The 20,215-nt window shown below is 63.6% G+C and carries 18 protein-coding genes and 3 pseudogenes; 17 read left to right on the top strand and 4 right to left on the bottom strand.

The features are described from left to right. A pseudogene (locus tag ACZY1F_RS21070) lies at window positions 1–512 on the bottom strand (hypothetical protein); the annotation flags it as partial. Between the two features lie 1,011 nt (window positions 513–1,523). Between ACZY1F_RS21070 and ACZY1F_RS21065 the strand changes: the two are divergent. The 13 genes and pseudogenes from ACZY1F_RS21065 (at window position 1,524) to ACZY1F_RS21005 (ending at window position 12,683) form a co-directional block, all read left to right on the top strand. Next, entirely contained in the window at window positions 1,524–1,739 is a 216-nt protein-coding gene (locus tag ACZY1F_RS21065; RefSeq protein ID WP_463944372.1) for a hypothetical protein, read from the top strand. Between the two features lie 738 nt (window positions 1,740–2,477). Beyond that, a complete protein-coding gene (locus tag ACZY1F_RS21060) occupies window positions 2,478–2,693 on the top strand; it encodes a hypothetical protein (RefSeq protein WP_463944371.1) in 216 nt (71 codons plus the stop codon). 123 nt (window positions 2,694–2,816) lie between these two features. Then, entirely contained in the window at window positions 2,817–3,110 is a 294-nt protein-coding gene (locus ACZY1F_RS21055) for a hypothetical protein (RefSeq protein WP_463944370.1), read from the top strand. A gap of 578 nt (window positions 3,111–3,688) precedes the next feature. Then, window positions 3,689–3,976 (top strand): hypothetical protein, encoded by a 288-nt coding sequence (locus ACZY1F_RS21050; RefSeq protein ID WP_463944369.1) that lies wholly within the window; start codon window positions 3,689–3,691, stop codon window positions 3,974–3,976. A gap of 564 nt (window positions 3,977–4,540) precedes the next feature. Further along, the gene (locus tag ACZY1F_RS21045; RefSeq protein WP_463944368.1) at window positions 4,541–4,726 is read left to right on the top strand and encodes a hypothetical protein; all 186 of its coding nucleotides are present in this window, start codon (window positions 4,541–4,543) and stop codon (window positions 4,724–4,726) included. A 444-nt stretch (window positions 4,727–5,170) separates the two neighbouring features. Further along, window positions 5,171–5,638 carry a hypothetical protein gene (locus tag ACZY1F_RS21040; protein WP_463944367.1) on the top strand — a complete coding sequence of 156 codons (468 nt, stop codon included), beginning with the start codon at window positions 5,171–5,173 and terminating at the stop codon, window positions 5,636–5,638. A 153-nt stretch (window positions 5,639–5,791) separates the two neighbouring features. Then, window positions 5,792–8,626: a beta strand repeat-containing protein gene (locus ACZY1F_RS21035; RefSeq protein ID WP_463944366.1), complete on the top strand. Its 2,835-nt coding sequence runs from the start codon at window positions 5,792–5,794 to the stop codon at window positions 8,624–8,626. Further along, the gene (locus ACZY1F_RS21030) at window positions 8,626–9,420 is read left to right on the top strand and encodes a DUF7793 family protein (protein ID WP_463944365.1); all 795 of its coding nucleotides are present in this window, start codon (window positions 8,626–8,628) and stop codon (window positions 9,418–9,420) included. The genes ACZY1F_RS21035 and ACZY1F_RS21030 overlap by 1 nt, the downstream gene beginning before the upstream one ends. A 73-nt stretch (window positions 9,421–9,493) precedes the next feature. Next, window positions 9,494–9,895 carry a VOC family protein gene (locus ACZY1F_RS21025; protein ID WP_463944364.1) on the top strand — a complete coding sequence of 134 codons (402 nt, stop codon included), beginning with the start codon at window positions 9,494–9,496 and terminating at the stop codon, window positions 9,893–9,895. 148 nt (window positions 9,896–10,043) lie between these two features. Beyond that, window positions 10,044–10,294: pseudogene (locus tag ACZY1F_RS21020) on the top strand (AAA family ATPase); the annotation flags it as partial. 752 nt (window positions 10,295–11,046) lie between these two features. Continuing rightward, window positions 11,047–11,865 carry a DUF1206 domain-containing protein gene (locus tag ACZY1F_RS21015; RefSeq protein ID WP_463944363.1) on the top strand — a complete coding sequence of 273 codons (819 nt, stop codon included), beginning with the start codon at window positions 11,047–11,049 and terminating at the stop codon, window positions 11,863–11,865. Window positions 11,866–12,294: 429 nt separating this feature from the next. Continuing rightward, window positions 12,295–12,435, top strand: coding sequence for a hypothetical protein (locus ACZY1F_RS21010; protein WP_463944362.1), 141 nt, complete (start codon window positions 12,295–12,297; stop codon window positions 12,433–12,435). 77 nt (window positions 12,436–12,512) lie between these two features. Further along, window positions 12,513–12,683, top strand: a complete 171-nt coding sequence (locus ACZY1F_RS21005) for a hypothetical protein (protein WP_463944361.1) — start codon at window positions 12,513–12,515, stop codon at window positions 12,681–12,683. 219 nt (window positions 12,684–12,902) lie between these two features. Here the strand turns inward: ACZY1F_RS21005 and ACZY1F_RS21000 are convergent, their stop codons facing one another. Then, a complete protein-coding gene (locus ACZY1F_RS21000) occupies window positions 12,903–13,028 on the bottom strand; it encodes a hypothetical protein (protein WP_463944360.1) in 126 nt (41 codons plus the stop codon). On the opposite strand from ACZY1F_RS21000, the gene ACZY1F_RS20995 reads away from it, so the two are divergent. Further along, complete coding sequence (locus tag ACZY1F_RS20995; RefSeq protein WP_463944359.1) at window positions 13,029–13,205, top strand: hypothetical protein; 177 nt, start codon at window positions 13,029–13,031, stop codon at window positions 13,203–13,205. It abuts the gene before it with no gap. A gap of 346 nt (window positions 13,206–13,551) precedes the next feature. Then, entirely contained in the window at window positions 13,552–13,839 is a 288-nt protein-coding gene (locus ACZY1F_RS20990) for a hypothetical protein (RefSeq protein ID WP_463944358.1), read from the top strand. Window positions 13,840–13,893: 54 nt separating this feature from the next. Here ACZY1F_RS20990 and ACZY1F_RS20985 read toward each other — a convergent pair whose 3' ends face one another. Then, entirely contained in the window at window positions 13,894–16,494 is a 2,601-nt protein-coding gene (locus tag ACZY1F_RS20985; RefSeq protein ID WP_463944357.1) for a bifunctional lysylphosphatidylglycerol flippase/synthetase MprF, read from the bottom strand. Between the two features lie 980 nt (window positions 16,495–17,474). Here ACZY1F_RS20985 and ACZY1F_RS20980 point away from each other — a divergent pair. Continuing rightward, complete coding sequence (locus ACZY1F_RS20980) at window positions 17,475–17,945, top strand: ABC transporter permease (protein ID WP_463944356.1); 471 nt, start codon at window positions 17,475–17,477, stop codon at window positions 17,943–17,945. Window positions 17,946–19,093: 1,148 nt separating this feature from the next. On the opposite strand, the gene ACZY1F_RS20975 is transcribed toward ACZY1F_RS20980, so the two are convergent. Next, entirely contained in the window at window positions 19,094–19,687 is a 594-nt protein-coding gene (locus ACZY1F_RS20975) for a hypothetical protein (RefSeq protein ID WP_463944355.1), read from the bottom strand. 302 nt (window positions 19,688–19,989) lie between these two features. Here ACZY1F_RS20975 and ACZY1F_RS20970 point away from each other — a divergent pair. After that, window positions 19,990–20,215 (top strand): annotated as a pseudogene (locus ACZY1F_RS20970) (integrase); the annotation flags it as partial.

Raw genomic sequence — 20,215 nt, 5'->3', positions numbered from 1 at the left:
GCCCTGTGATTATGCCGACAAATCCGGTCCAAACAGCCCGCTGAGCAGGAGCCACGCGAAAAGGTCGGCATAACGCGAAGGTCGGCATAATCCGAATCAATGCCGATGATCGGGAACGGGAAGACGGAGATGACATGCTGCAGGGCGGCGATGACATGCTTTTGTGCCTTGTTGGGCACGGACCTGTTCACCGTCCAGCCAGTGGCGATGTCCGTGACCGTGAGCGTGAAGCAGAACTGCCCGGAATTGTTGGACCCCTCGTGGCCGACCAGGTCGATCTCCACAAAGCCGGGCACCGCGTCATCCCACTGCGCCCAGGTGCGGATCGGGATCTGGGACTTGAGCAGCGATCCGGGCTTGGTGTGAGACCGTCCGCGTGGCAGGAGCTTGGCTCGTTCCCCGGCCAGGCGCCTGTCGATCGTCGCCGCGCTCATCCGCGCCAGCAGGACCGCTTGGGCGTCCGTGAGCTCCAGGGCCTTCTCCTTGCGCAGCATCGGGATGAGTTCGGGCATCCCCGCTGCCAGTAACTTACCGGCAGGGGCACGCAGCACGGCCCAGCAGAGCACCAGGGCCGGCTGCAGATCCGGCCCGTATACCGGTGCCCGGCCCCGCCTCACGAGCTTGGGCCCGGGAGGATCCAGCGCATGCCGCAGCACAGCCCGGGCATCAGCCGGTCAGCTCAACGACCTCGTCCAGGATTCTTCCCTTGCGAAGCCTGTCACCGGCCCGATAGGACCGTGCCAGATGCTTCGTCACGGCCTTGCGCTCAGCCATCGTCAATCCCATTCACCCGGCGTAGCCCCCCATCCACCCACCCGGCAACCGCCAACCCAGCCGGAGGATTATTGATGAGGCAACGTATGCCCCTTCGCGGAGGTTTTTTACGAGTCAACGCGTGCCCTGTTCTTCCGTGGAGCTAAGACGTAGCCTAAAGTCACTACCCGCAGAAGGCCAGAAGTTGAAGGGGAACATCATGACCATTCCGCCGCAACGCGAACCAGCGCCGTTCCCGTCGGATCCTTTTCCTGCTCCGGGATCCCCGGATCCGACTTCGCCTCCGGCGCCGGTTCCTGATTCTCCGGACCCGACATCCCCCGGGCCGCCGGACCCGGGTCCCGTACCGGAGCCAGGACCACCAACAGAGGATCCCACCCACCAGTTCTGACGGCCGCGACCGGGAGCCCGGTGCCTCCGAACTGAGGGGACACGAATCCACGGGCTGCCTTGCCTCCGCGGAGCACGGCCTGCGTGCAAGTTCCGGCAGGCGGGCGGGCTTGAAGGGTTTGCTCAGGTAGGCGTCAGCGCCCTATCCAGAGTCCGCACCGTGCGGCGCCCTTGGGTGCCGCTCTTTGCTCCGTGCACTTCAAGACTTTCATCCGCTAGGAACTTGTCCTGCGACCCCTGCCACCGACTACCGGGCTGCTCTGGATCCTGCGGTGAACTAGGACCGGAAGTACGCTTACTATTCCGCCCCGGGAATGCTACCGTGAGGATCCACCCGCAGGCGGATCCTGGAGACGACGATGAGCGAGAATGAGGCAGGGAAAGACCCCCGCGACGACGATTCCACCAGTGACCGGAAGCGGACGGGCCCTGCTGGCCTCGGCCGGGACGGCACCATTCCCGGCTCACCGGATGGAGTGGGGCTCGGTGCGGGCACGGAGCCGAACACCTTCGAGCCGGAAGACGATCCGGAGGCCACCGCCGAAGCGGCCGAAGACATCGAAGATTCCCGCTGAGGAGACCACCGCAACTCTCAGGGCAATGACGCGGTCGACCGGTGAGCTGACCGTCAGAGCTTCGTTGACCCCGTCTTTGGTGCAGGGCACGCGGATCTCCTGTCCCTCGGTCAGTGCGCCTCCATCGGACAAAGGACTCTGAGGTTCCGAACAGTGCTGTCCTGACGGTCATCCGGCTGGGACGTTTGGTGTCTTCGTCCAGGTGGATCTGGCCTAAGGGGAGCCGATCTTGTTCCCGTCGATAGAGAAGACGTTTGTGCCTGTGGCACGCAGATCGTCGATGTCTTCCGTGGTGATCATGGGGTGACTCCTTGTTTTTCTGTAGGCACGGGGTGGATGTCCCGGCCTGGCGCCTGTTGCCTGTCGGGACCGTGGCCGGCTCCATCCGTGCCGCCACGTCATGCTCTGATCGGCTCGCTTCAGGACGGCAGCGATTCGGGGCCGGCCCTGAAGGAAGACCGTCAACGACCCGGAACCGGCGACGCCGGGAACCGGGTCCGGCTCGGGTAACGGGGGCAACGGTTCAGGTTCGCGTGGCACGGTGGGGTGGCCATATCTCCTGGGATTCTGGCCCGGCTGGAGATTTTCAGATTGCGTCCCCCTGGGTGGCTGGCGGCAATTCACAGGATCACGGCGGGAACAGACGTTGCCACGCATGGCAGGTACTAGCCCGTGGTCATGGCCTTAGAAGGGTCTACTACCCTTGGCGGGGCCATGGGATTGTGCGAGGATCCGTTTATGAGTGAACGCAAAGAAGCGCTTGCGCCCGGCGCCGGTAGCGGCGGAACGGAAAAGACAGCGGATACCAAACCCGGTACCGGTCCGGCCACGCCGTCCACCGGGCCAATCCGCACGGTAGGCCAACGCCGCAGAGACGCCGAGAACAAGCTGGAACAGCACCAGCAGGAAGCCAGACACAAAACGACGGAAGAAGAGGGTTCAGCTCCCGAATAGCCTCCTGCCGGGGTCAGCAAAACTGACACTTTTCTTCTCCTGCCATGAGGCGTACTGTGGGCGGGAATCCCCGCACCCCGGTCTCGGGTTCCGCGGGACATGGGGAAGGGCGGCACGAACGAGATGACACTCAAAGACGAGTGGGACAGGCTTGATTCCGAGACGCGTAAGTGGCTCATGGATAATCCGGGATGCGTGATCGTGCCGCGCACGGTCACCGCCCAGATCAGAAACAATGCGGCCGGAAACATTGAGTGTGACGGGCATGGGCAGATGATGCTTTCCGGGGAGGACCTGGATTTCATTCGCGAGATGGGACGCGGTGTGGGGACGGCTCACGTGGGTGAGGACTCGCGGTTCCTTGATGCCACACAACCTGAAAATGGCCCATTGCCGGGCGGCGTGAGGTCTTCTTGACCGACAACTTTCTGCGATACCAGCGCTGGGCCTCACCAGCGTGGTGCAAAACACCTATGGCACCGGACCCGGCGGCCAATCGTGAGGAAGGCGATCCACACGGGGTTCCCCAAAATCGCCATGGCCAAACCCAGCGTAAGAAGGACAACGCCGAGCGGGAGGGATGCCGAGCCCAAGGTCGCCTCCGCGCGGTCGCGGTTCCCCTGAATGTGCAACTATCGATCTATGCCCGAAACCGCAGATCAGTTCGTCGCCGTTCGTGCGACGTCTTCCATCCGACTCTCAAAGTGGCTGCACCGTCCGGTGCGCCTGGTCCGCTACGAAACCTACTGATACGAGTCGGACATGAAGGCGAACCGCGCGTGGCGTCTCGGCCGCGGAGTAGCCGGCCTCTACCTCGGCGTCTTTCTCACCACCGGTCCGGTAAGTGACGGGATCGGCGGTTTCGTGGGAGTTATATTCTGCGCCGGCGGCCTGGCTTCGCTCGCGGGCCGATCCCCGTAAACACCGGCGGTGGTCAGTCACGCTTCCACGGTGACAGGAGCTTTGTGGAGACTTGGTCTAACTAGAGTGGAGCGATGACCGTGCAGATCGAAAATCTACTAGCCTCTTTGAACGAGGAATTGCGCCTCGCGAAAGATGAGCGCGCCACCGGCGCGTCTGATTTATCACTTCAGTCCGTAGTGAGTTTGCTTCAGCAAGCCGACAAGTTTGCTAATTCGGGCCAGTCCGCAAACGCCCGGGAACTTTGTGATTCTGCCGCACGTCAGGTATCGGACGCATGGTCCTTCAGATCAGCGTTGAGTACAGAAGTTCTTGAATTCGTACGAGCGGTCGAGCGTAGAACATCGAGCCAGAGCCACTGAGGTCAACCCACGAGACACCTGCGGTCCATGACCAGCGCAAAGATGAGTATCACCAAGCCATAAAGCAGGTAGCCCAGATCGGCGCTCACGCCAGCATCTGGGACGGCCTGCCCAGTCGGCCGGTACGCCACCATAGGGATCGGTGAAGCGGCAATGGAGAACGTGTCGGCGCACGCGACGTGAGTAGGACTTCCGGCACACGATCCAAGAGGCGAGCCGCACTTATGGGCGGCAGCTGAAGCCTGGAGGATGGTCAGGATGCCGGCGCCGGCTGGGCGGGGTCCCGATTGGGCCCCCACGCCGCCGGCGTTCACTCAGTGTAGGGAAATCGGACCCGAGCCAACATCGTGGGTAGTACCTGTTTTTTCTCGATGCCCTATATTGTTCCCGCCCGGCTCGCGACATGGTTCGGTGCAGGAATTGCGTGAATCCTGAAGCCCTTCAAGGGCCAAATCTGTTGCTGGCCCCGGAGGATGGATCTGCGCGGGCCCGCTGGGGGCCTGCCCATTCACCGAAGAGGCCTCATGCCTGGTGTCGCCGGACGTTCGCGCTTACACGGACTCGATGAAGACGGTCAAGGCGTTCTGGGGCCAGCGGATGAAAGGGCAGGTCCGCACCGTGGAGGACCTGCTGGAGCTGGGGATCAATCGGCTGACGCTGCGGGACTGGGGGCAGCAGGCCATGGGCCTGCTCGGTGTCTTCCTGAAGCTCCTCTGGGTCGCCCTCATCGTCCTTTCGCTGTCGCCGTAGTAATCGCCTAAAAACGGGCGGATATGGCTGACCGTTGGGATCCCGGCCGTTCATTCAGTCGCGTCCGCAGCTCGACTGGAGCGTGGTGAAGTCGGTGTGGGCTTGTCAGTTCCTACTGGGGTGGCGTGTCATCACCGCCGCCTGGTTCTTCCAGTACCGCCGCGTTAGCCGTCGTGAGGCCGACTACGAATCAGCCCTGGAGAAACACCACACGAAACTGGCCGCACACGCGCATTTCAATGGTTAGTAAGGGTACTTGACAATTTCGGTTAACTTTGTAACTGGATGTGGTATGTTTCACGGTACGTCCCCCAATTTCTTGGGTGCGGGGCAAGAAGCGCGGATCTGCGACACAAAATTGCCTCCCACTCATCTGGTGACGGGAGGCGGTCTGTTCGTTCTCCTCTGCCCCCGGGACCAGGTCTCAACCTAACGGGGTACATCGTGGCAAAGAAAAAGTTTTTTCATAAGCTCAGCAAGAAGACGACGGCGGCACTTACGGCTACCCTCCTGGTCATCGGCGGTGCGGCCTTCGCGTACTGGAGCAACGTCGGCTCCGGACCGGGTACGGCGACGACCGGCACGAACGCCAGTGTGGTCGTCAATCAGACCAGCACCGTCTCCGGCCTCGCGCCTGGCCTGCCCTCCCAGTCGTTGAGCGGGAACTTTGACAACCCCAACACGGGACCCGTCTACGTGACCGCGGTGACCGCCGTCGTCACCGGCACCGACAAAACCGGATGCACCGCCACCGACTACACCATCGCCGGCACGGCCCCGGTGGGTGCCGAGATCCCTGCCGGCCCGGGCGTGGGCGCCTGGACCGGCCTGACGATCCAGTTCAACAACAAGGGCACGAACCAAGACGCGTGCAAGAACGCGGCCGTGACGCTCAGCTACACCGGCAGCTAGGGCCCTTGTTCGGTGTAGCGGGGGATCCTGCCCCGCTGCACCGGCGTGACCGGCGACATCCACGACCAGGTGCACCAAGGAAAACGGACGTCCGTGTTCTTCCCAGCGATTCCCGCAGATACCAGGACCGTTCGAACCACACAGGGCGGGCCGATGAAGCGACGTCTGTGCATGGTGCTGCTCGGTGTGGCCGCGGCGCTGTTCATCGGCACGGCGGCATGGGCGTTCTGGGGCAGCGGCGGTACCGGCGGCGCGGTTGCAGGGACGGGACGCCTGAACGCGCCCACCAGTACCACGGCGTCTGCCCCGCTGAACAGCTCCACGGTTGCGGTGGGCTGGAGTGGTGCGCAGCTCGGGACCGGCCAACCCGCCACCGGTTACTTCGTGACCCGGGTACGCAACAGCGACGGTGCGCCCTTCCCGGCCTGCGGCACGTCTCTTTCATCGCCGACGGCGGCGCTGAGCTGTAACGATCTGGGCGTCACCGACGGCGGCTACCACTACAGTGTCACGGCCCTTTTCGGCAGCTGGACCGCGGTGAGCCCGTCCAGCAACAACGTGACGGTGGTGAACGACTCCAGCCTGCCGAGCGTGACGGTGACCTCGATTTCCCCCACCCCGAACGGTAACGGCTACAACAATTCCAGTCCCGTCGTTGTCAACCTGTCGGCCTCAGGGGGCGCGGGAATTCTGTCGATCACGTACACGATCGACTCCGGGTCTCCCGTCACCGTCCTGTCCGCCACCGCCGCCGTGTCCGTTGCCGGGGACGCCATCCACACGGTCACTTACTACGCAACGGACATCACCCTCCGCGTTAGTGAGACGGGGTCGGTGTTCGTGCGGATCGACCGGGTGGCACCTGTCGCGCCGTCCGCGCCCGTTCTGGCTGCGGCCAGCGACAGCGGAACATCCTCCGCCGACGGGATCACCAAGGTCACCACGCCCACGTTCACCGGCACAGCCGAAACAGGGTCAACCGTCACACTGTACGACGGGGCGACGCCCGTCGGCACCGCGGTCGCCACCGGCGGCGCGTACACCCTCACCTCGTCCACCCTGGCCGCCGGCACGAAGACGATGACCGCCAAGGCCACCGATATCGCCGGCAACACCGGAGCCGCCTCGGCCGGCACCAGCATCACCATCGACACGTCCGCACCCGCCGCCCCGTCCGCACCCGCCCTGACGGCAGCCAGCGACAGCGGATCATCGTCCACCGACAGGATCACCAAGGTCACCGCACCCGTGTTCACCGGCACGGCCGAAACCGGGGCAACGATCACGCTGTACAACGGGGCGACGGCGGTCGGGACAGCGGTCGCCGCGGGCGGCACCTACAGCGTCACCTCCTCCGCCATGACCACCGGCACGAAGGCGATGACCGTCACGGCCACCGATCCCGCCGGCAACGCCGGGCCGGCCTCTGGCAGCACCAGCATCACCATTGACATTACGGCCCCAGGCGCGCCGGGAAAGCCGGCGCTGAACGCGGCCAACGACACCGGCCGGTTGGCCACTGACGGGATCACGAAGGTCGCCGCACCCACCTTCACGGGCACGGCCACCGCCGGAACGACCGTCACCCTGTACGACGGGGCAACAGCGGTCGGGAGCATCGCCACCGCGACGACGTCCTACTCGATCACTTCGGCCGCCCTGTCCAACGCAGCCCACACGATCACGGCCAAGGCCACGGATACCGCCGGAAACGTCTCCGTCGCCTCCACGGCGAAGATTGTCACGATCGACACGATCGCCCCTGCGGCTCCCCCCGCACCAACGCTGAGTGCGGCCAGCGACACCGGCAAGTCCAGCAGCGACCGCATCACCAAGACAGTCACGCCCGTCCTCACGGGCACGAACGAGTCCAAGGCCATCGTGATCCTGTACGACGGGGCCACCCAGATCGGGACGAAAACCACCACCGCGACGAGCTACTCGATCACCTCGACCACCCTGTCCGGCGGCAGCCACACACTGACCGCCACGGCTACGGATATCGCGGGCAACGTCGGACCTGCCTCGGGGGGCACCACGATCACCATCGACACCACCGCACCCTCGGCCCCGTCGGTGCCAGCACTGACCGCGGCCAGCGACACCGGTATTTCTTCCACCGATGGCATCACCAAGACGGCAACACCGGCGCTGACCGGTACCGCCGAGGCCGGGATCACCGTCGCTCTGTTCGACGGGGTCACGGCAACCGGGGCCGCCGTCACGGCGACCGGCGGCGCGTACACCGCCACGACCGGCTCACTTGCCGCAGGAAGCCACACCATCGCCGCCACGGCAACCGATACCGCAGGCAACGTCGGACCCTCCTCGTCCGGGACCGTCGTGATAATCGACACCACGGCGCCGACCGTGATCATCAACCAGGCGGCCGGGCAGGCCGACCCGACCACCGCGGCGACGGTCAACTTCACTGTGGTCTTCAGCGAGAACGTCAACGGGCTGACCGGCGCCGGGATAGCGTTCACCGGCACTGCGTCGGCCACCACGGCGACGGTCACCGGCTCCGGCACGACGTTCAACGTCGCTGTCAGCGGGATGACCAAGACCGGCACCGTGATCCCCAAGGTCGCGGCAGCCGCGGCGCAGGACGCAGCGGGCAACCTCAACACGATCTCCACCACGACCGACAGCACCGTGACCTACACCGACGCCACCGCCCCGGCCGTGGCCATCAACAACCTCGCCCCGGGCCCCACTCAGACGGCGACCGTCAACGGCGTAGCCGGCTTCGGGCCCGGAGACAGCGCCACGGTGACCGTGGTGCTGTGTACCGTGAACGCCTTCCCCTGCCTGGCCGGAAACACCGTCGCGACCCTGACACCGGCCGTCAACCCCTCCACCGGGGCCTGGTCCGCCACGACGGGCACCCTCGGCGCCCGACCCGCCCTGTACGCCCGCGCCACCCAGACCGACCTCACCGCCAACACTGGCCAAAGCCCTGTCGCCGGCCCAGTCGCAATATCCTAATGACCGCGAACATGAGGGGCGGATCCCGCTCAGACGTTGCCCGACGGGCAACAGCTACCCGGGGAGAGGTAGCACAAACGGAACCAACTAAGGCCGCGACCGGTGCAGCCCGCTCTGGACGTACCGTTCAGACGACTTCGAAAAGTGACAGGCAACATGTGTCAAGAACCGACGCAAACCACCCCGGCCTGACACAGCATTCGGTAAGCAGCAGAGTCCCGTTTGGGCTGCCCCAACTGGACATGCCCGACATGTCTAAAGGTTTCTGGTCCTCGTCATCGGGCGACGGCCACTTAAGAGAGATTAGGATCGTTGACATACAGACGTTGGGGGAAGACTCAGTGGAACCGATCATCGTTCAGGGTGACAAAGGCACGGTGGCGCTTGAGGAAAATGAAGTGATTCGTCTGCTCTGGAAGCCCAGAGTCCGAATTGAGGCAGCCGACGCCAAAGCCGCAATGGCGGCCGTAAACACCATTGCGCAAGAGTCGGTATATCCAATGTTGGTGGACATGACCGCTACAGAATCCCTGAGTCGTCAGGCACGCTCCGTGTTTACCCTCAGATGCGCCGCCTCATGTATAGCCCGGCTGGGCACCAGCCCAGTAGATCGGATGCTCGCTAACTGGTCTCTTGGCGTGCAAAACCTTCCCTGTCCCAGACGTTTTTTCAATTTCCAGGACCGAGGCCATGGAATGATTGCTCTAAGAGCCCACTTTCCGGACCCACTCGGTCGTAGGCCGATAGGAGTAGGCGCAACATATCCCACATCCTTGGAACCGGGACACCACTGATGGGTCCATCGCCCCGCGCCGGGTTCAGCATCAGCTAATTACTGTCCGACATCCGATTTCGTATGATGAGCACATGACAGCACCGCGGATCTATGTCAATTTCCCCGGAACGGCGCGTGAAGCGCTCGGCTTCTACGCGGACGTTTTCGGCGGAGAACTTTCCTTGCACACCTACGAGGACTTTAACCGCAGCGACGGCCCGCCAGGCGCCATAGCTCACGGAGTACTCAACGGCGCAGTCGCTTTGGCCGGATCGGATGCGGCGGCAGGCGAAAAGAGCGTTCGGCTCGAAGGCATCATGCTCTCGTTGCTGGGGACAGCGGAACCGGACGTTCTCCACGAGTGGTTCGACAAACTCACAATTAACGGCCGAGTAGTCGATCCCCTTGCCCCGAAGCCCTGGGGTGCTTCTGATGGTCAGGTCATCGATCGTCACGGACTTCACTGGCTTATCGGGTATGAGCCTGGGCCGTGAGCGACGGGAGGAATTGCCTTTTCCGCATTCGCGTATGGAGTGGCGATATTTGCCAGCGGGGGCGCATTTGATGGCTCGGGATTCGGACTGTTCATGGCCGGGTTCGGTGCATCCGAAATCTGCAATTAGGAGCTTCAAGTAACGCGACCATCGACACCGCGCCCTCGGCAGGGACGAGGTCCTCCTTGTTCTGGACCGACACTGGAAACGCCTCAGCCGGACCCTCGACCCGGATGACTTCCTGATGCCCAGGCGCAGTAGAACGGATCACCTGTGGCAACTTCCGGCTCCTCGAGCGGCTATTCCCGCAGATCACCCGCGTCCTCAATCAACCAACTAGAAACCATTACCGATGACGTCGTCGAAGCAGCAGCATGCATCCTGGTTATCGGGACCTAGCGACACGCAGCGAACACAAACGCCGCCAGCTACCGCCAAAACTCCTCAGTCCCAGATCCTTGGAGCTGAGACCGTACGTCGAGGCCAAAGAGTCCCCGTACAAGCCGGCGCCGGCAACGACTAGTGAGATATTCAGTTCCGACTCCCGTGGAGCGGTTCAGCGTGCGAGTCGCATCTGTGGGCCAGTCCCTAGCCCACAGAATCCCGGCGCGGATCAAATGTCCGCCGTGGGAACACTGTCGCCAAACGGAATGAACCTCCGCGATCGAACGCGCAGCTCACGCACGTGCCGCCGCTGTCGCTAAAGGCAAACGGATCGGCCGGCACAGCGTGATCGATCCAGCGAAGCTTGCTATGCCGTCCGCGACTCATTTCCAGGCCGGGCAGTAGGCAGATGATGTCGGGGCCACCCCCATCAGTTGACCATGTCGATCAGCCGGCGCACTGCCGCCACATGGCCGCGTAGGGCCTGTCTGCCGAGATTGGTCAGTCCGACCCACGTCGTCCGCCGCCCTGCGTGTGCTCTTGCGACTGATTTAGGGACATCACCATCCGGTGGTACTAGAGAGGACTGGGATTGAACCGCTTTGGAGCATTGCGCAAGTTTTCACCCTCGCCTGGTTGTGACAGGCCGCCCCCGCGGATGCTGTCTTCGATACCTCCCACCAGGCCTGTCTGTGGGTGTACTTCGGTGAGAAAATAGGCGTTACGCATCACCATATTTGCGTTTGCGCTTGCGCAAAGGATCGGAAATGAAGAGAGAGCTGAAGGACGCCGCGAACGCGGTCGAGGACGCATCGAACTCCAGGGCTCTAGTGATTGCCGCCAGGGCAGGTTTTGCCGTCAGCGGCCTGTTGCACCTGCTGATCGGGTTCGTCGCCATCCAGTTGGCACTAGGCAAGGCCGGACAGGCGGATCAGGCCGGTGCAGTCGCCCAACTCGCCGCCCAGCCGCAGGGTCTGCTGCTGCTGTGGGCCGGATTCGCCGCCTGCGTGGCTCTGGCGCTCTGGCAAAGCAGCAACGCCGTGTTCGATTACGGTCAGCTGGAGGCCAGGAAGAAGGTGGGAAAGAAGCTTTCCGCAGCCGGCAAGGCTGTGGTGTTCGCCGTCATGGCGCTGACGTTCGCTGCCTCCGCAAGCGGAAACAGCAAGAACAGCGGACAGTCCACGAGCGATTTCACGCTTTCGATCATGAAGGCGCCCGGGGGCTCGGTCCTGCTGATCGTCATCGGGGCCGGGATCGCCGTCGCCGGGCTTGTCTTCGTGGTCCTCGGAGTCAAAGGATCGTTCAAGAAGGATCTGCGGCTGCCGTCCTCGGGCACCGGCCGGGCCGTCGTGACCGGGCTGGGAGTGGTTGGCTACGTGGCCGAGGGCGTCGCACTGTTTCTGGTGGGCTTGCTGTTCATCATCGCCACCGCCAACGCCTGCCCTCAGGAGTCCACTGGCCTGGATGGCGGATTGAAGGCGCTGCGCGAGCAGCCGTACGGGGTTTACATGCTGACCGCCGTCGGCGCGGGTCTGATCTGTTATGGGCTCTACCTGATGGTGAAGGCCAAATTCGCGCGGATGTAAGCTCCCCGCCGACGCGGTCAGCTCCTGCTCCACTGTCCTAATGGAGCGGCCGGCTCTACCGCAACGGCAGCCGGCCAAGGGCGCGCCACCAAGCGAAAGGGCAGGGGGGAAGGTGAAACGAAGGCGGCCCGGCCGGTGCGGACGTGAGCCATGCAGATCTTTCCGAAAGCTTCTGTTCACACCGGATCCAGTTTAATGGAGCCGCAGACGAATCCAGGACAAATCGTCCTTCCGGCGATGTCATATCCTTGTCCGGTTCCTCGAGCAAGCCTGCCGGGCTGACCGGCGCCGCTGGCCGGGCCCGGCTGACCCGCACCGGCCTGCGCGTCCCGGAGTCCGCCGGCATCAACGTCCGGATCCAGGTGATCTGCTTACGGGACCCGTTCCTGCGAAACCCTCACGAACAGTCCGGGCGTCCGCCTGACGTTCGTGGGCCTGCCTACGGAGCCGTTCGGCATCCACTTCGGCCTGCTCGGCGTTATGGAAACAACCTTCGTCGCAGGCGGTTTCATGATCGCGAACCTCATCGGCTGGATCTACAGCCGACACCGGGAACCCCCAACCCGCTGACACCACGGTTGGAAGCAGCCTGCAACTCAAACGACCACCATCACTCGCCACACCGGAAGCTGCGGCAAAGCGTGGAGATGTTCCAGCGCCAAGCGAACGCCATGATGCCGGCGCTGTTCATCGGCGCCGGGCTCATGATTGTCGGCGTGCCGCGGAACGTCCTGGTCACCCTCGGCAGCGATCCGCTGTGGTCGGTGCTCGCCCTTATGCGTGTTGGCCTTCGTCGTCTCGATCTGCTCCACCGTTGACGCGCGGGTTGTGTAACGGGCGCGCTGCCGCGCGTCCCTAGGCTTGCGAAGACCGGCGGCCACCGGTCCTTCCAGGACAGTGGCTGCTCCAGCCGGGAGGTGGCTAAGAACCTACGCCCTCCGCAGTGGTCCGGCCTCCAGAGGCCTATCCAGAGCGCGATGGCGGTAGAAACGATGGAGCCTCCGAACAGGACCGTGAACGGATCAGGCATCGCGTGGTTAGGAGGCGGCGGCGCGGCGGAACGTGTCTTCGCTGTTGGTGGAGACGACGAGCCCGCTGGCAGTGGGGGCCCAGATCGATCCGTTTGCCTCCGGGCCCCCGTGGACTTCCGACTCATCTCGCATGTGTTGTTTCTCCGGGCCGTGTGGCGGAAGCGGGACCACTGGGACGCCGCCCGCATCGCCAAACATCAGGAACACGCGCTGCAGGAGCTGCGCCGCGCCGCATACGCCGGCTCGGAGTTTTACCGGCGCCATCACGCCGGCCTGCACGACGCCCCGCTGGACCAGCTGCGTCCGTGACGAAAGCGGACCTGATGGCGCACTTCGACGAGGCCGTCACAACCCCGGACCTGAGGCTGGCGGATCTGGAAAACCTTCTGCGATCCCTCACAGAGAGCCGCGGAGACCCCGGGGGGCCCTGGAAGGGCCGGTGGTGGGCTTGCAGCGACAGCCGGCACCACCGGCCCGCGCGGAACCTTCATCTGGAACCGTTCCGAATGGGCACCATGCTGGCCTCCTACGCCCGCGCCACCGACTGGGCCGGGATCTCCGCCGGACCCGCGTCCCCACACATCAGTCGGCAGTGGTCGGTGCCTCGTTGCGCTCCCGGCTCGTCCACACCCTCCGCCTGGACGTAATCGCCCCCATGGACGAGACGGTCGCCGCGCTGAACAGATTCCAGCCCAGGGTCCTGGTCGGCTACGCCTCAGCACTCAACCCCCTGGCCGCCGAGCAGCGGGCCGGCCGCCTGCAGATCTCGCCGCAGGGCGTGATGTCCGCCTCCGAAGTACTCAGCCCGCACACCGCCTCGGAACTGGAGACGGCACGGGGAAGCGCCCCCTTCGATGTCTACGCAGCCACCGAAACGGCCGGCATCGCCTCCCCCTGTACCTATCGGAACCGGCACGTCGCGAGCGCGGCTATTTCCCGCTGAGTTCCGCGTGGAGCTTCCGGAGGTGGGCTTTGATGTCGGAGAAATCCATAAGCTTTAGGGCCGGGTGCTTTCGCTGGGAGAGGCCGCAGTCTTGTCGCCGCCCAGTAGTATGCGGCGCGCCAGTGCCAGGCTTTCTCCGAGGCTGACGACCGGGAGATAGGCGCGGGTGACGGCGTTGCCGATGGTGGGCAGGGCGGCCGCATCGGGGTAGAGCATATAGAGCGGCTCATAGCGAGGATGGAATTTCGCTTTGAAAGCAAGAAGGGACCTGAAACCGTAGATGGGTTCGAGAGTCGCGCCCAACCAGTTAAGAAATCGTTCGAGGCCTCCCGCGCCCGGGGGCGCTGCTGTTGTTGGCCGGGCCGAGTCGGGGCTCGCCCACGCCAGAGGAGCCCCGGAGAGGCTGATGAATTCATAGCTTTCCTTTTTGAGGCTGAGCACGGCGGAAGCTATGAGAAATTCGGTGGCGGGGCGGAAGCCGTTGCTGCGGCGACGCATAAAGTCCAGCGTCCAGCCAATGACGCTTCCGTTCCGGTAGACAGGCAGCCATGAGGCGAGGGCGTGGACAATGTGAAGCTCGTCGATGGCGATTAGGCACCGGACTTCGGGGTCCTTGAGTTCGTCCAGGCTCCCCAGAGTGAAGCCCATTTCCGGTATTTTCTTATCTGCGACCCATTCTTCGGAAATCTCCAGGATCTGGGCTTGGAGGGGCAGTGGAGCGGTGCTGTAAGTTATCCATTCGGCGCGGATGCCCGCTTTTGCCGCGTTGTTCATCGCGGTACGGATGTCCTGGAACTTTTTTCCCTGGAATGACACTGAGTCCAGGGAAAGCATTGTCTCCTGTGCTATCTGCACTGAGCCCCATCCGAGCGAAACCGCATGGTCGCGCAGTGTCCGGTCCACGGAGTAGAAGCACGGGGTCCATCCGTGCTCGCGGCAAAGCCGGGCAAAGTCAGAGAGCGCGGTTCCCTTCCCGCTTTCGGGCCCGACCGGGCCGCAGAGTGTCAGCGCGACTCCTGAGATGACCCGGTAGGCGATGAAACTCTCGCTGGTGTTGGAGAACCAATAGGAGTTGCCGGTCCACGTCGTCATCCACGACATGGAGCCGCCTCCGTGTTTTGTGAGGATTGCACGGGCGCGGTCCGCGCCCCGGTGCTGGACTGTATCCGGGCGCAGGAATGACTGGATGACCAGAACACCCGCAACGGCCCAGAAGGCGACCCCGATGCCCTCGTAAAGCAGGACCGCGGCCAGGTTTTGGGGAGAGAGTGCCGGGGCTACACCCATCGTATGGGCCAGGGGAAGAAACCTGTCGGGAACATCTGCGAGCAGCTCAGCCGGACCCGGGACGGGGGAGAAATCCTGAGCCAAGGCCAGCCCGACGCCGACGTACACCACGCCCAGAGCAACCGCCGTGGCAGCAAGACCGATGCCGAGGCGCCGATAGGTGCCCGCCGGGGCGGCGATCGGGAAGAGTTTCCGGATCATCAGCAACACGAGGGTCAGGACGACGGGCAGCAGCAGTGGCAGCAGTGCTGTGAGCGGGTGCGGGTACCCGCCTCTTCCCACGGCGGCGCCGATCCCTCCGGCGGCGCGGGTGTTTGGCGTCGGTTGCTGGAGGACTCCGTTGATGGTGATTACGGCCAGCACGGACAGACTGAGCTGAATCAGCACCGAGGTAGCCCAAGCGAAGCGCCGTCCGCGCTTCAGACCATCCGCGAGCAGCAGCAGCAGAAACGAGGGAAGGATCGCCATGAAGATTCCCCCGGCCCCGGCACGCAGTTGCAGCTGGGCCGCCGCGCATTCCTTGACCTGGCCCTGGTCGCTGCAAAGGCTCTGGAGCGACTCGGGATCCATGGGCTGGATAGTGGTGAACAGGAATCGCAGGACAGACAATGGCCCGGCTGCATGCGGGACAAGGCCCGCCACCACCGGCCCGACCGCCGAGACCGCTACGAGAAGCCCGATCAGGACACGGCCTTCGTGCCGGGAGCTGACCGGACGCCCAAGGTACGTCCGCCGGCCGAGCATGATCGGTCCCAGAATTGCGCCCGCACAGGCAGCAGCAAGCCGGACCAGATCGGCAAAACCTCCGCTGTAGAGAGCCAGCAGCAGCAACAACGCGAAGACCACCACACGGATCCGGCGCCGCCATAGGGTCGGCATCGCCGAGGTCGCGGCGATGCCGACACCGGCAATGAACGCACTGGGGCCCATGAAGTGATGTCCGCTCATTTCCCGGGTCCAGCTCCCCATCACAGCCCGGGCAACGGCAACAAAACCGACAGCCGATCCAATACCCAAGACTTGGAGAACCAAGGCGGACGCACCAAATCTCAGGCTTCCCATCCGGCGTTCCAGGGGGATGCCGACGACGAGCACCACAATGGTTGCCACAACATATCCCGCCAGATTCCTCTCCCAGAACGCCGACGTGAACAGAGCCCACCAGTGGGCAGGGATTGAATGGGCAGTAGCTGCCATCTGGGAACGCAGTGCCCGTTCGGGCCCGGAGAGCAGGCTGAAGGACAGTGCGCCCGCACCCCAGAAAACGGTAACAAAACCTAACGTAACCGGCGAGTGGTGCAACAGCCTGTAGCACTGCCGGGGGTGCAGGCCACGGCGGGCCACGGTCATGAGAAAGAATGTCTTCACCGAGGGGCACTCCTTTCATGGCCGGGCCGTGGACTTCCTGCCCGGTCAGGATGCTGGGCCGTCCAAGCGGGTTCCCGCTGTGCCAGTTATGGTCGTTTGCGGTCCGGCCGACGAGGTCGTCGGGCCGGCGTGCCGGCACCACAGACTTGGTTCCAGTGGGAAATCTTCGCACGCTTACATCCGCACGCTCTGGACCAATGCGTTGTAGTATCCGCGCATGCCTTCTTCTTGATCTTCGCGGACGCGGGCGGCAAGGAACTCAACAACGTCCATGTCTGTTCCTCTCGGAAGGTGGCTTGGTACCGGCGAGGCCTGGGAGGGAGCCTTTTGTGTGGAAAAGTTGCACTTTAGCCTTAACTCCCTAGTCAACGACTAGACGAAGCTTTGGAACACGAGTAAGCGATACTCGTTTCTTGCGGAAGCAATACTTGCGTGCACCCTTGGGTGCATGGCATCCGAGACGTTCCCTAACTGAGTTGCAGGGCGTGGACCTAAGTTGGTCCTTCATAAATCAAGGGCCGTCTGCTTCTGATGGAGCCTTTTGGGCTGCAATGAGCGGGCATGCTGAGCCTGTTTGCTGAAACGGCGTCATCGTCTTTCAAAGCCCAGCACTGGCCGCCGGGGTGGCGGCATTCGTGTTCTACTTCGCGCCGGCCCACGATTTGCTCACATGCATTATCTGACCACTGGGCGGCAGCAGTTCCAGGCAGGCCGTAGGCAGTTGACGTCGGGGTCACCCCGTCAGTTGACCATGTCGATCAGCCGGCGCACTGCCGCCACATGGCCGGACAGGGCCTGTCTGCCGAAATTGGTCAGTCCGACCCAGGGCCGGACAAAAACAGAGTCTGCACGGCGCGACTATTAAGCTCGTGCACTTACGTGGACGGCGGGAGGAAGCTGCACAGGACGGCCATGTGACTGCATCCGCTGAGAAGGGTTCTCTAGGCAGGACACAGGCCTGGCCTCGGTAGGCTGACCGGATGAAGACGATCGAGGCCTTTGGGCCGACATTACTGGGTGTCGTCCTCCTCGTGGCCCTGACCGCGGCAGTGCTGACCGCCTATAAAGTGCCGCATCGGTGGGCGCCGACGTTGGCGATCCTGAGGGGGACCGTTCAGCTGGCGGCCATCAGTCTCATTCTCAGTGGTGTCATCTCAAGTCCTGGGTTCGTTGCCGCGGCACTGCTGGTCATGTTTGCCGTCGCTGCGCTGACGGCTGCCCGGCGCGTCGGATGGAGTTGGAAGAGCTTTGGCCTCGTCGGCGGATCCATGGGTCTGGGTGTTGCGATGACGCTCGGCATTATCTTCGCCACGGGCGCGATTGAGTTGACTCCACGTTATGCGTTGGCGATTGGTGGCATCATCATCGGCAACGCCATGACCACCGGGCGGCGTAGCCGGCAACAAGGACAACCATGCTGCCCAGCCGACCGGCTGACAGGAGCAGCATGACCATCCGGTCCCGGTCCTCGAAGGGTGTCAGTGACTGTCCGGCGACGACGACTTTGCCCGCCGCCGGGCGTTCGACGACAGCCCTCCGCAGGCCCGGCTCCGGCTGCCATGTCACGGCGTCGGATCCGGAAGTTCTTGCCGCCCGGAGCACTCCGGCGGGAAGGACGGGAAGCGACCCGTGGAGGGTGACCGTCCCGGATGTCGGTTTGTCGTCCTCCCTGTAGACGATGATGAAGACTCCGCTGTCGGGACTCTGTTCCAGTCGCGGCACCCCCGGTGGCTCCGAACCAATCAGCTGGACCTGTACCGCAGCGGTAGCCGCCGGTGCAGCATCCGCTGAGCGGCGGCCGAGCTGCTGGAGGGAGAGATAGGCACTGCCCAAGATGAGATAACTGCAGCCGTCAGCCAACCGATGACCCTTTGCATGTCTCCATCATCCGCTGCGGCGCGCACTTGGAGCACGACAGGCATGAAATAGGTGATGCTGATCAGACGGGCCACGTCGATTTGCCCGAAACATCCGGCAATGGAGTACAGCGTCGAAGTCCATCTGGAGGAGGCCGCGTAGAGAGGCCGGCGATGGCTGGGGGTAGCGCGAAGGTCTCAGTCCGCACTACTCACCGCCGGCCCTGTTCATCACACTAAGGGGACGAGAACGGCAGGCACGAGTAACGGTTATCTGCTTCGACCGTGCAGGGCTACCCGCCGGGGCGGGCGAACGCGCCGCACTTTCAGTCTCTTCGTGGTTCTGGTCCCATGCCCCCGCCCTAGGCCGTTGGCACTCCTACTCTTACGGGGTTCTCTCAGCCCCTCACGGCGCTCTGTGTGAGCGAGATGGGCAAGCAGGCTCCCAGTAACTGCAATCCACAGAACCGCCGCGGCCAGGACAATAAGGATCAGGGTCAGGGGATGCATGTGGTCCTCCACGGGGGTACCTCGGTGTGGGACGGAACACAACCGGCCCGGTTTGTTCGGTCCCACCTTCAGGAGGCCTGCTTGAATGATCGCAGGTTCGGCAGCCCCCGGGAAGTAGCCTCACGCAAGGGCCATCCTGAATGGGGGCTAACGTGCGGGGGTGGAGATTACAGGCCGGTCATCGTCCGCAGCAATGGTCCGGGCCATGCCCTCAAGAGGCGTCCTCCGCCTACTCAAGGACGTCCGCCATGTCGTCGAGGACCAGGTAGTCGCCCGGCGGCCGGCTGAAAGCCGAAGCCTTCCCAGTAGCGCTGCAGGGCAGCCTTGGCGGCCTTATAATCTGGTGTGCCCTCGCCTGGGGCGCCGTCCGCGAGAACAGGTGCTGCCTGCAGAATGACCATGGTTGCTGAGCGGCCAATGGTGCACAGGATGGCTTTCAGGACCGAGTGGCCGAGATTGTTCCCGCGGAACTTCGGCCAGATCCAAAGAGAGCATAGGATCAGCAGGTCCCCGCCCAGTGCCATGTCCTCGATCAGGTCTGGACGTTTGAGGCTGAGCATCTCCCCGACGTTTGCCGCCTCCTGGTTGACGGCATCCAGGGTGAGGAACAGGTCGATGATGCCCGCGTCAGGAACCAGGTACAGGTGGGCTTCCCCGACAGTGCCTTCTGCGCTGTCCCCGCCGTTATCGTCCTCATTCCAGACGGTCCCGACAACCCTGGCGGTCCAAGACACCGGGTAGTCCTCCGGGAGGTGGTGCGCCCCGGGAACCCCGCGGAACCGGGAGCTGTAATCGAAGGTCAGGTACTCGGGAACCAAGTCGGCCATGGAACTCCTTCAGACGGGGTGTTTCTCGGGTTAGCCAATGTCCTGAGAAGCTCAGTGAGTCCGTTGGGAGCGGACGTCTTCCGACATATTCTTCCGGTTGAGCTAATGTCCGGCGTTCGAATTCGCGGGGAGAAAGTGGTTAAGAGCGTGCACAGCGGGCACTTGTCATTGAGCGCCCATACCACCTTCGCGACCAGAAAAGTCAATCCATCGCGTTGACTCATAGGAAAGGTCCGCGGCGACGGATACGTTGCCTCACCTGAAAAGGTCCGGGAAGGTCCGGCCGCGGACATCCTTGAGGGATGGGACTGACGATGAGCCAGCGGCAGGCTGTCACGGTGATCAAGGCACGGGCATACGTGCGGGCGAATCGCGCCGGGAAGGTGCGGATCCTGGATGAGTTGGTGGATCTGACGGGCTGGAACCGTGATTATGCCCGCCGGGCGCTACGGCAGGCGCTGGAGTTGCGGCCGGTGCGTTCCCGTCCGCCGCGGGCCCCGGTGTACGGGCCGAAGGTCATCGAGGCGC

It is taken from the genome of Pseudarthrobacter xylosi, assembly GCF_055412765.1.
Note: the sequence above shows the minus strand (reverse complement) of the source record. Positions and strands in the feature narration are given on the sequence as shown.

What these genes read in the sequence shown, in the direction of transcription:
- ACZY1F_RS21065 (WP_463944372.1), top strand. Translation starts at nt 1,524, where the DNA reads ATGAGCGAGAATGAGGCAGGGAAAGACCCCCGCGACGACGATTCCACC.
- ACZY1F_RS21060 (WP_463944371.1), top strand. Translation starts at nt 2,478, where the DNA reads ATGAGTGAACGCAAAGAAGCGCTTGCGCCCGGCGCCGGTAGCGGCGGA.
- ACZY1F_RS21055 (WP_463944370.1), top strand. Translation starts at nt 2,817, where the DNA reads ATGACACTCAAAGACGAGTGGGACAGGCTTGATTCCGAGACGCGTAAG.
- ACZY1F_RS21050 (WP_463944369.1), top strand. Translation starts at nt 3,689, where the DNA reads ATGACCGTGCAGATCGAAAATCTACTAGCCTCTTTGAACGAGGAATTG.
- ACZY1F_RS21045 (WP_463944368.1), top strand. Translation starts at nt 4,541, where the DNA reads ATGAAGACGGTCAAGGCGTTCTGGGGCCAGCGGATGAAAGGGCAGGTC.
- ACZY1F_RS21035 (WP_463944366.1), top strand. Translation starts at nt 5,792, where the DNA reads ATGAAGCGACGTCTGTGCATGGTGCTGCTCGGTGTGGCCGCGGCGCTG.
- ACZY1F_RS21030 (WP_463944365.1), top strand. Translation starts at nt 8,626, where the DNA reads ATGACCGCGAACATGAGGGGCGGATCCCGCTCAGACGTTGCCCGACGG.
- ACZY1F_RS21025 (WP_463944364.1), top strand. Translation starts at nt 9,494, where the DNA reads ATGACAGCACCGCGGATCTATGTCAATTTCCCCGGAACGGCGCGTGAA.
- ACZY1F_RS21015 (WP_463944363.1), top strand. Translation starts at nt 11,047, where the DNA reads ATGAAGAGAGAGCTGAAGGACGCCGCGAACGCGGTCGAGGACGCATCG.
- ACZY1F_RS21005 (WP_463944361.1), top strand. Translation starts at nt 12,513, where the DNA reads ATGTTCCAGCGCCAAGCGAACGCCATGATGCCGGCGCTGTTCATCGGC.
- ACZY1F_RS21000 (WP_463944360.1), bottom strand. Translation starts at nt 13,028, where the DNA reads ATGCGAGATGAGTCGGAAGTCCACGGGGGCCCGGAGGCAAACGGATCG.
- ACZY1F_RS20990 (WP_463944358.1), top strand. Translation starts at nt 13,552, where the DNA reads ATGGACGAGACGGTCGCCGCGCTGAACAGATTCCAGCCCAGGGTCCTG.
- ACZY1F_RS20980 (WP_463944356.1), top strand. Translation starts at nt 17,475, where the DNA reads ATGAAGACGATCGAGGCCTTTGGGCCGACATTACTGGGTGTCGTCCTC.
- ACZY1F_RS20975 (WP_463944355.1), bottom strand. Translation starts at nt 19,687, where the DNA reads ATGGCCGACTTGGTTCCCGAGTACCTGACCTTCGATTACAGCTCCCGG.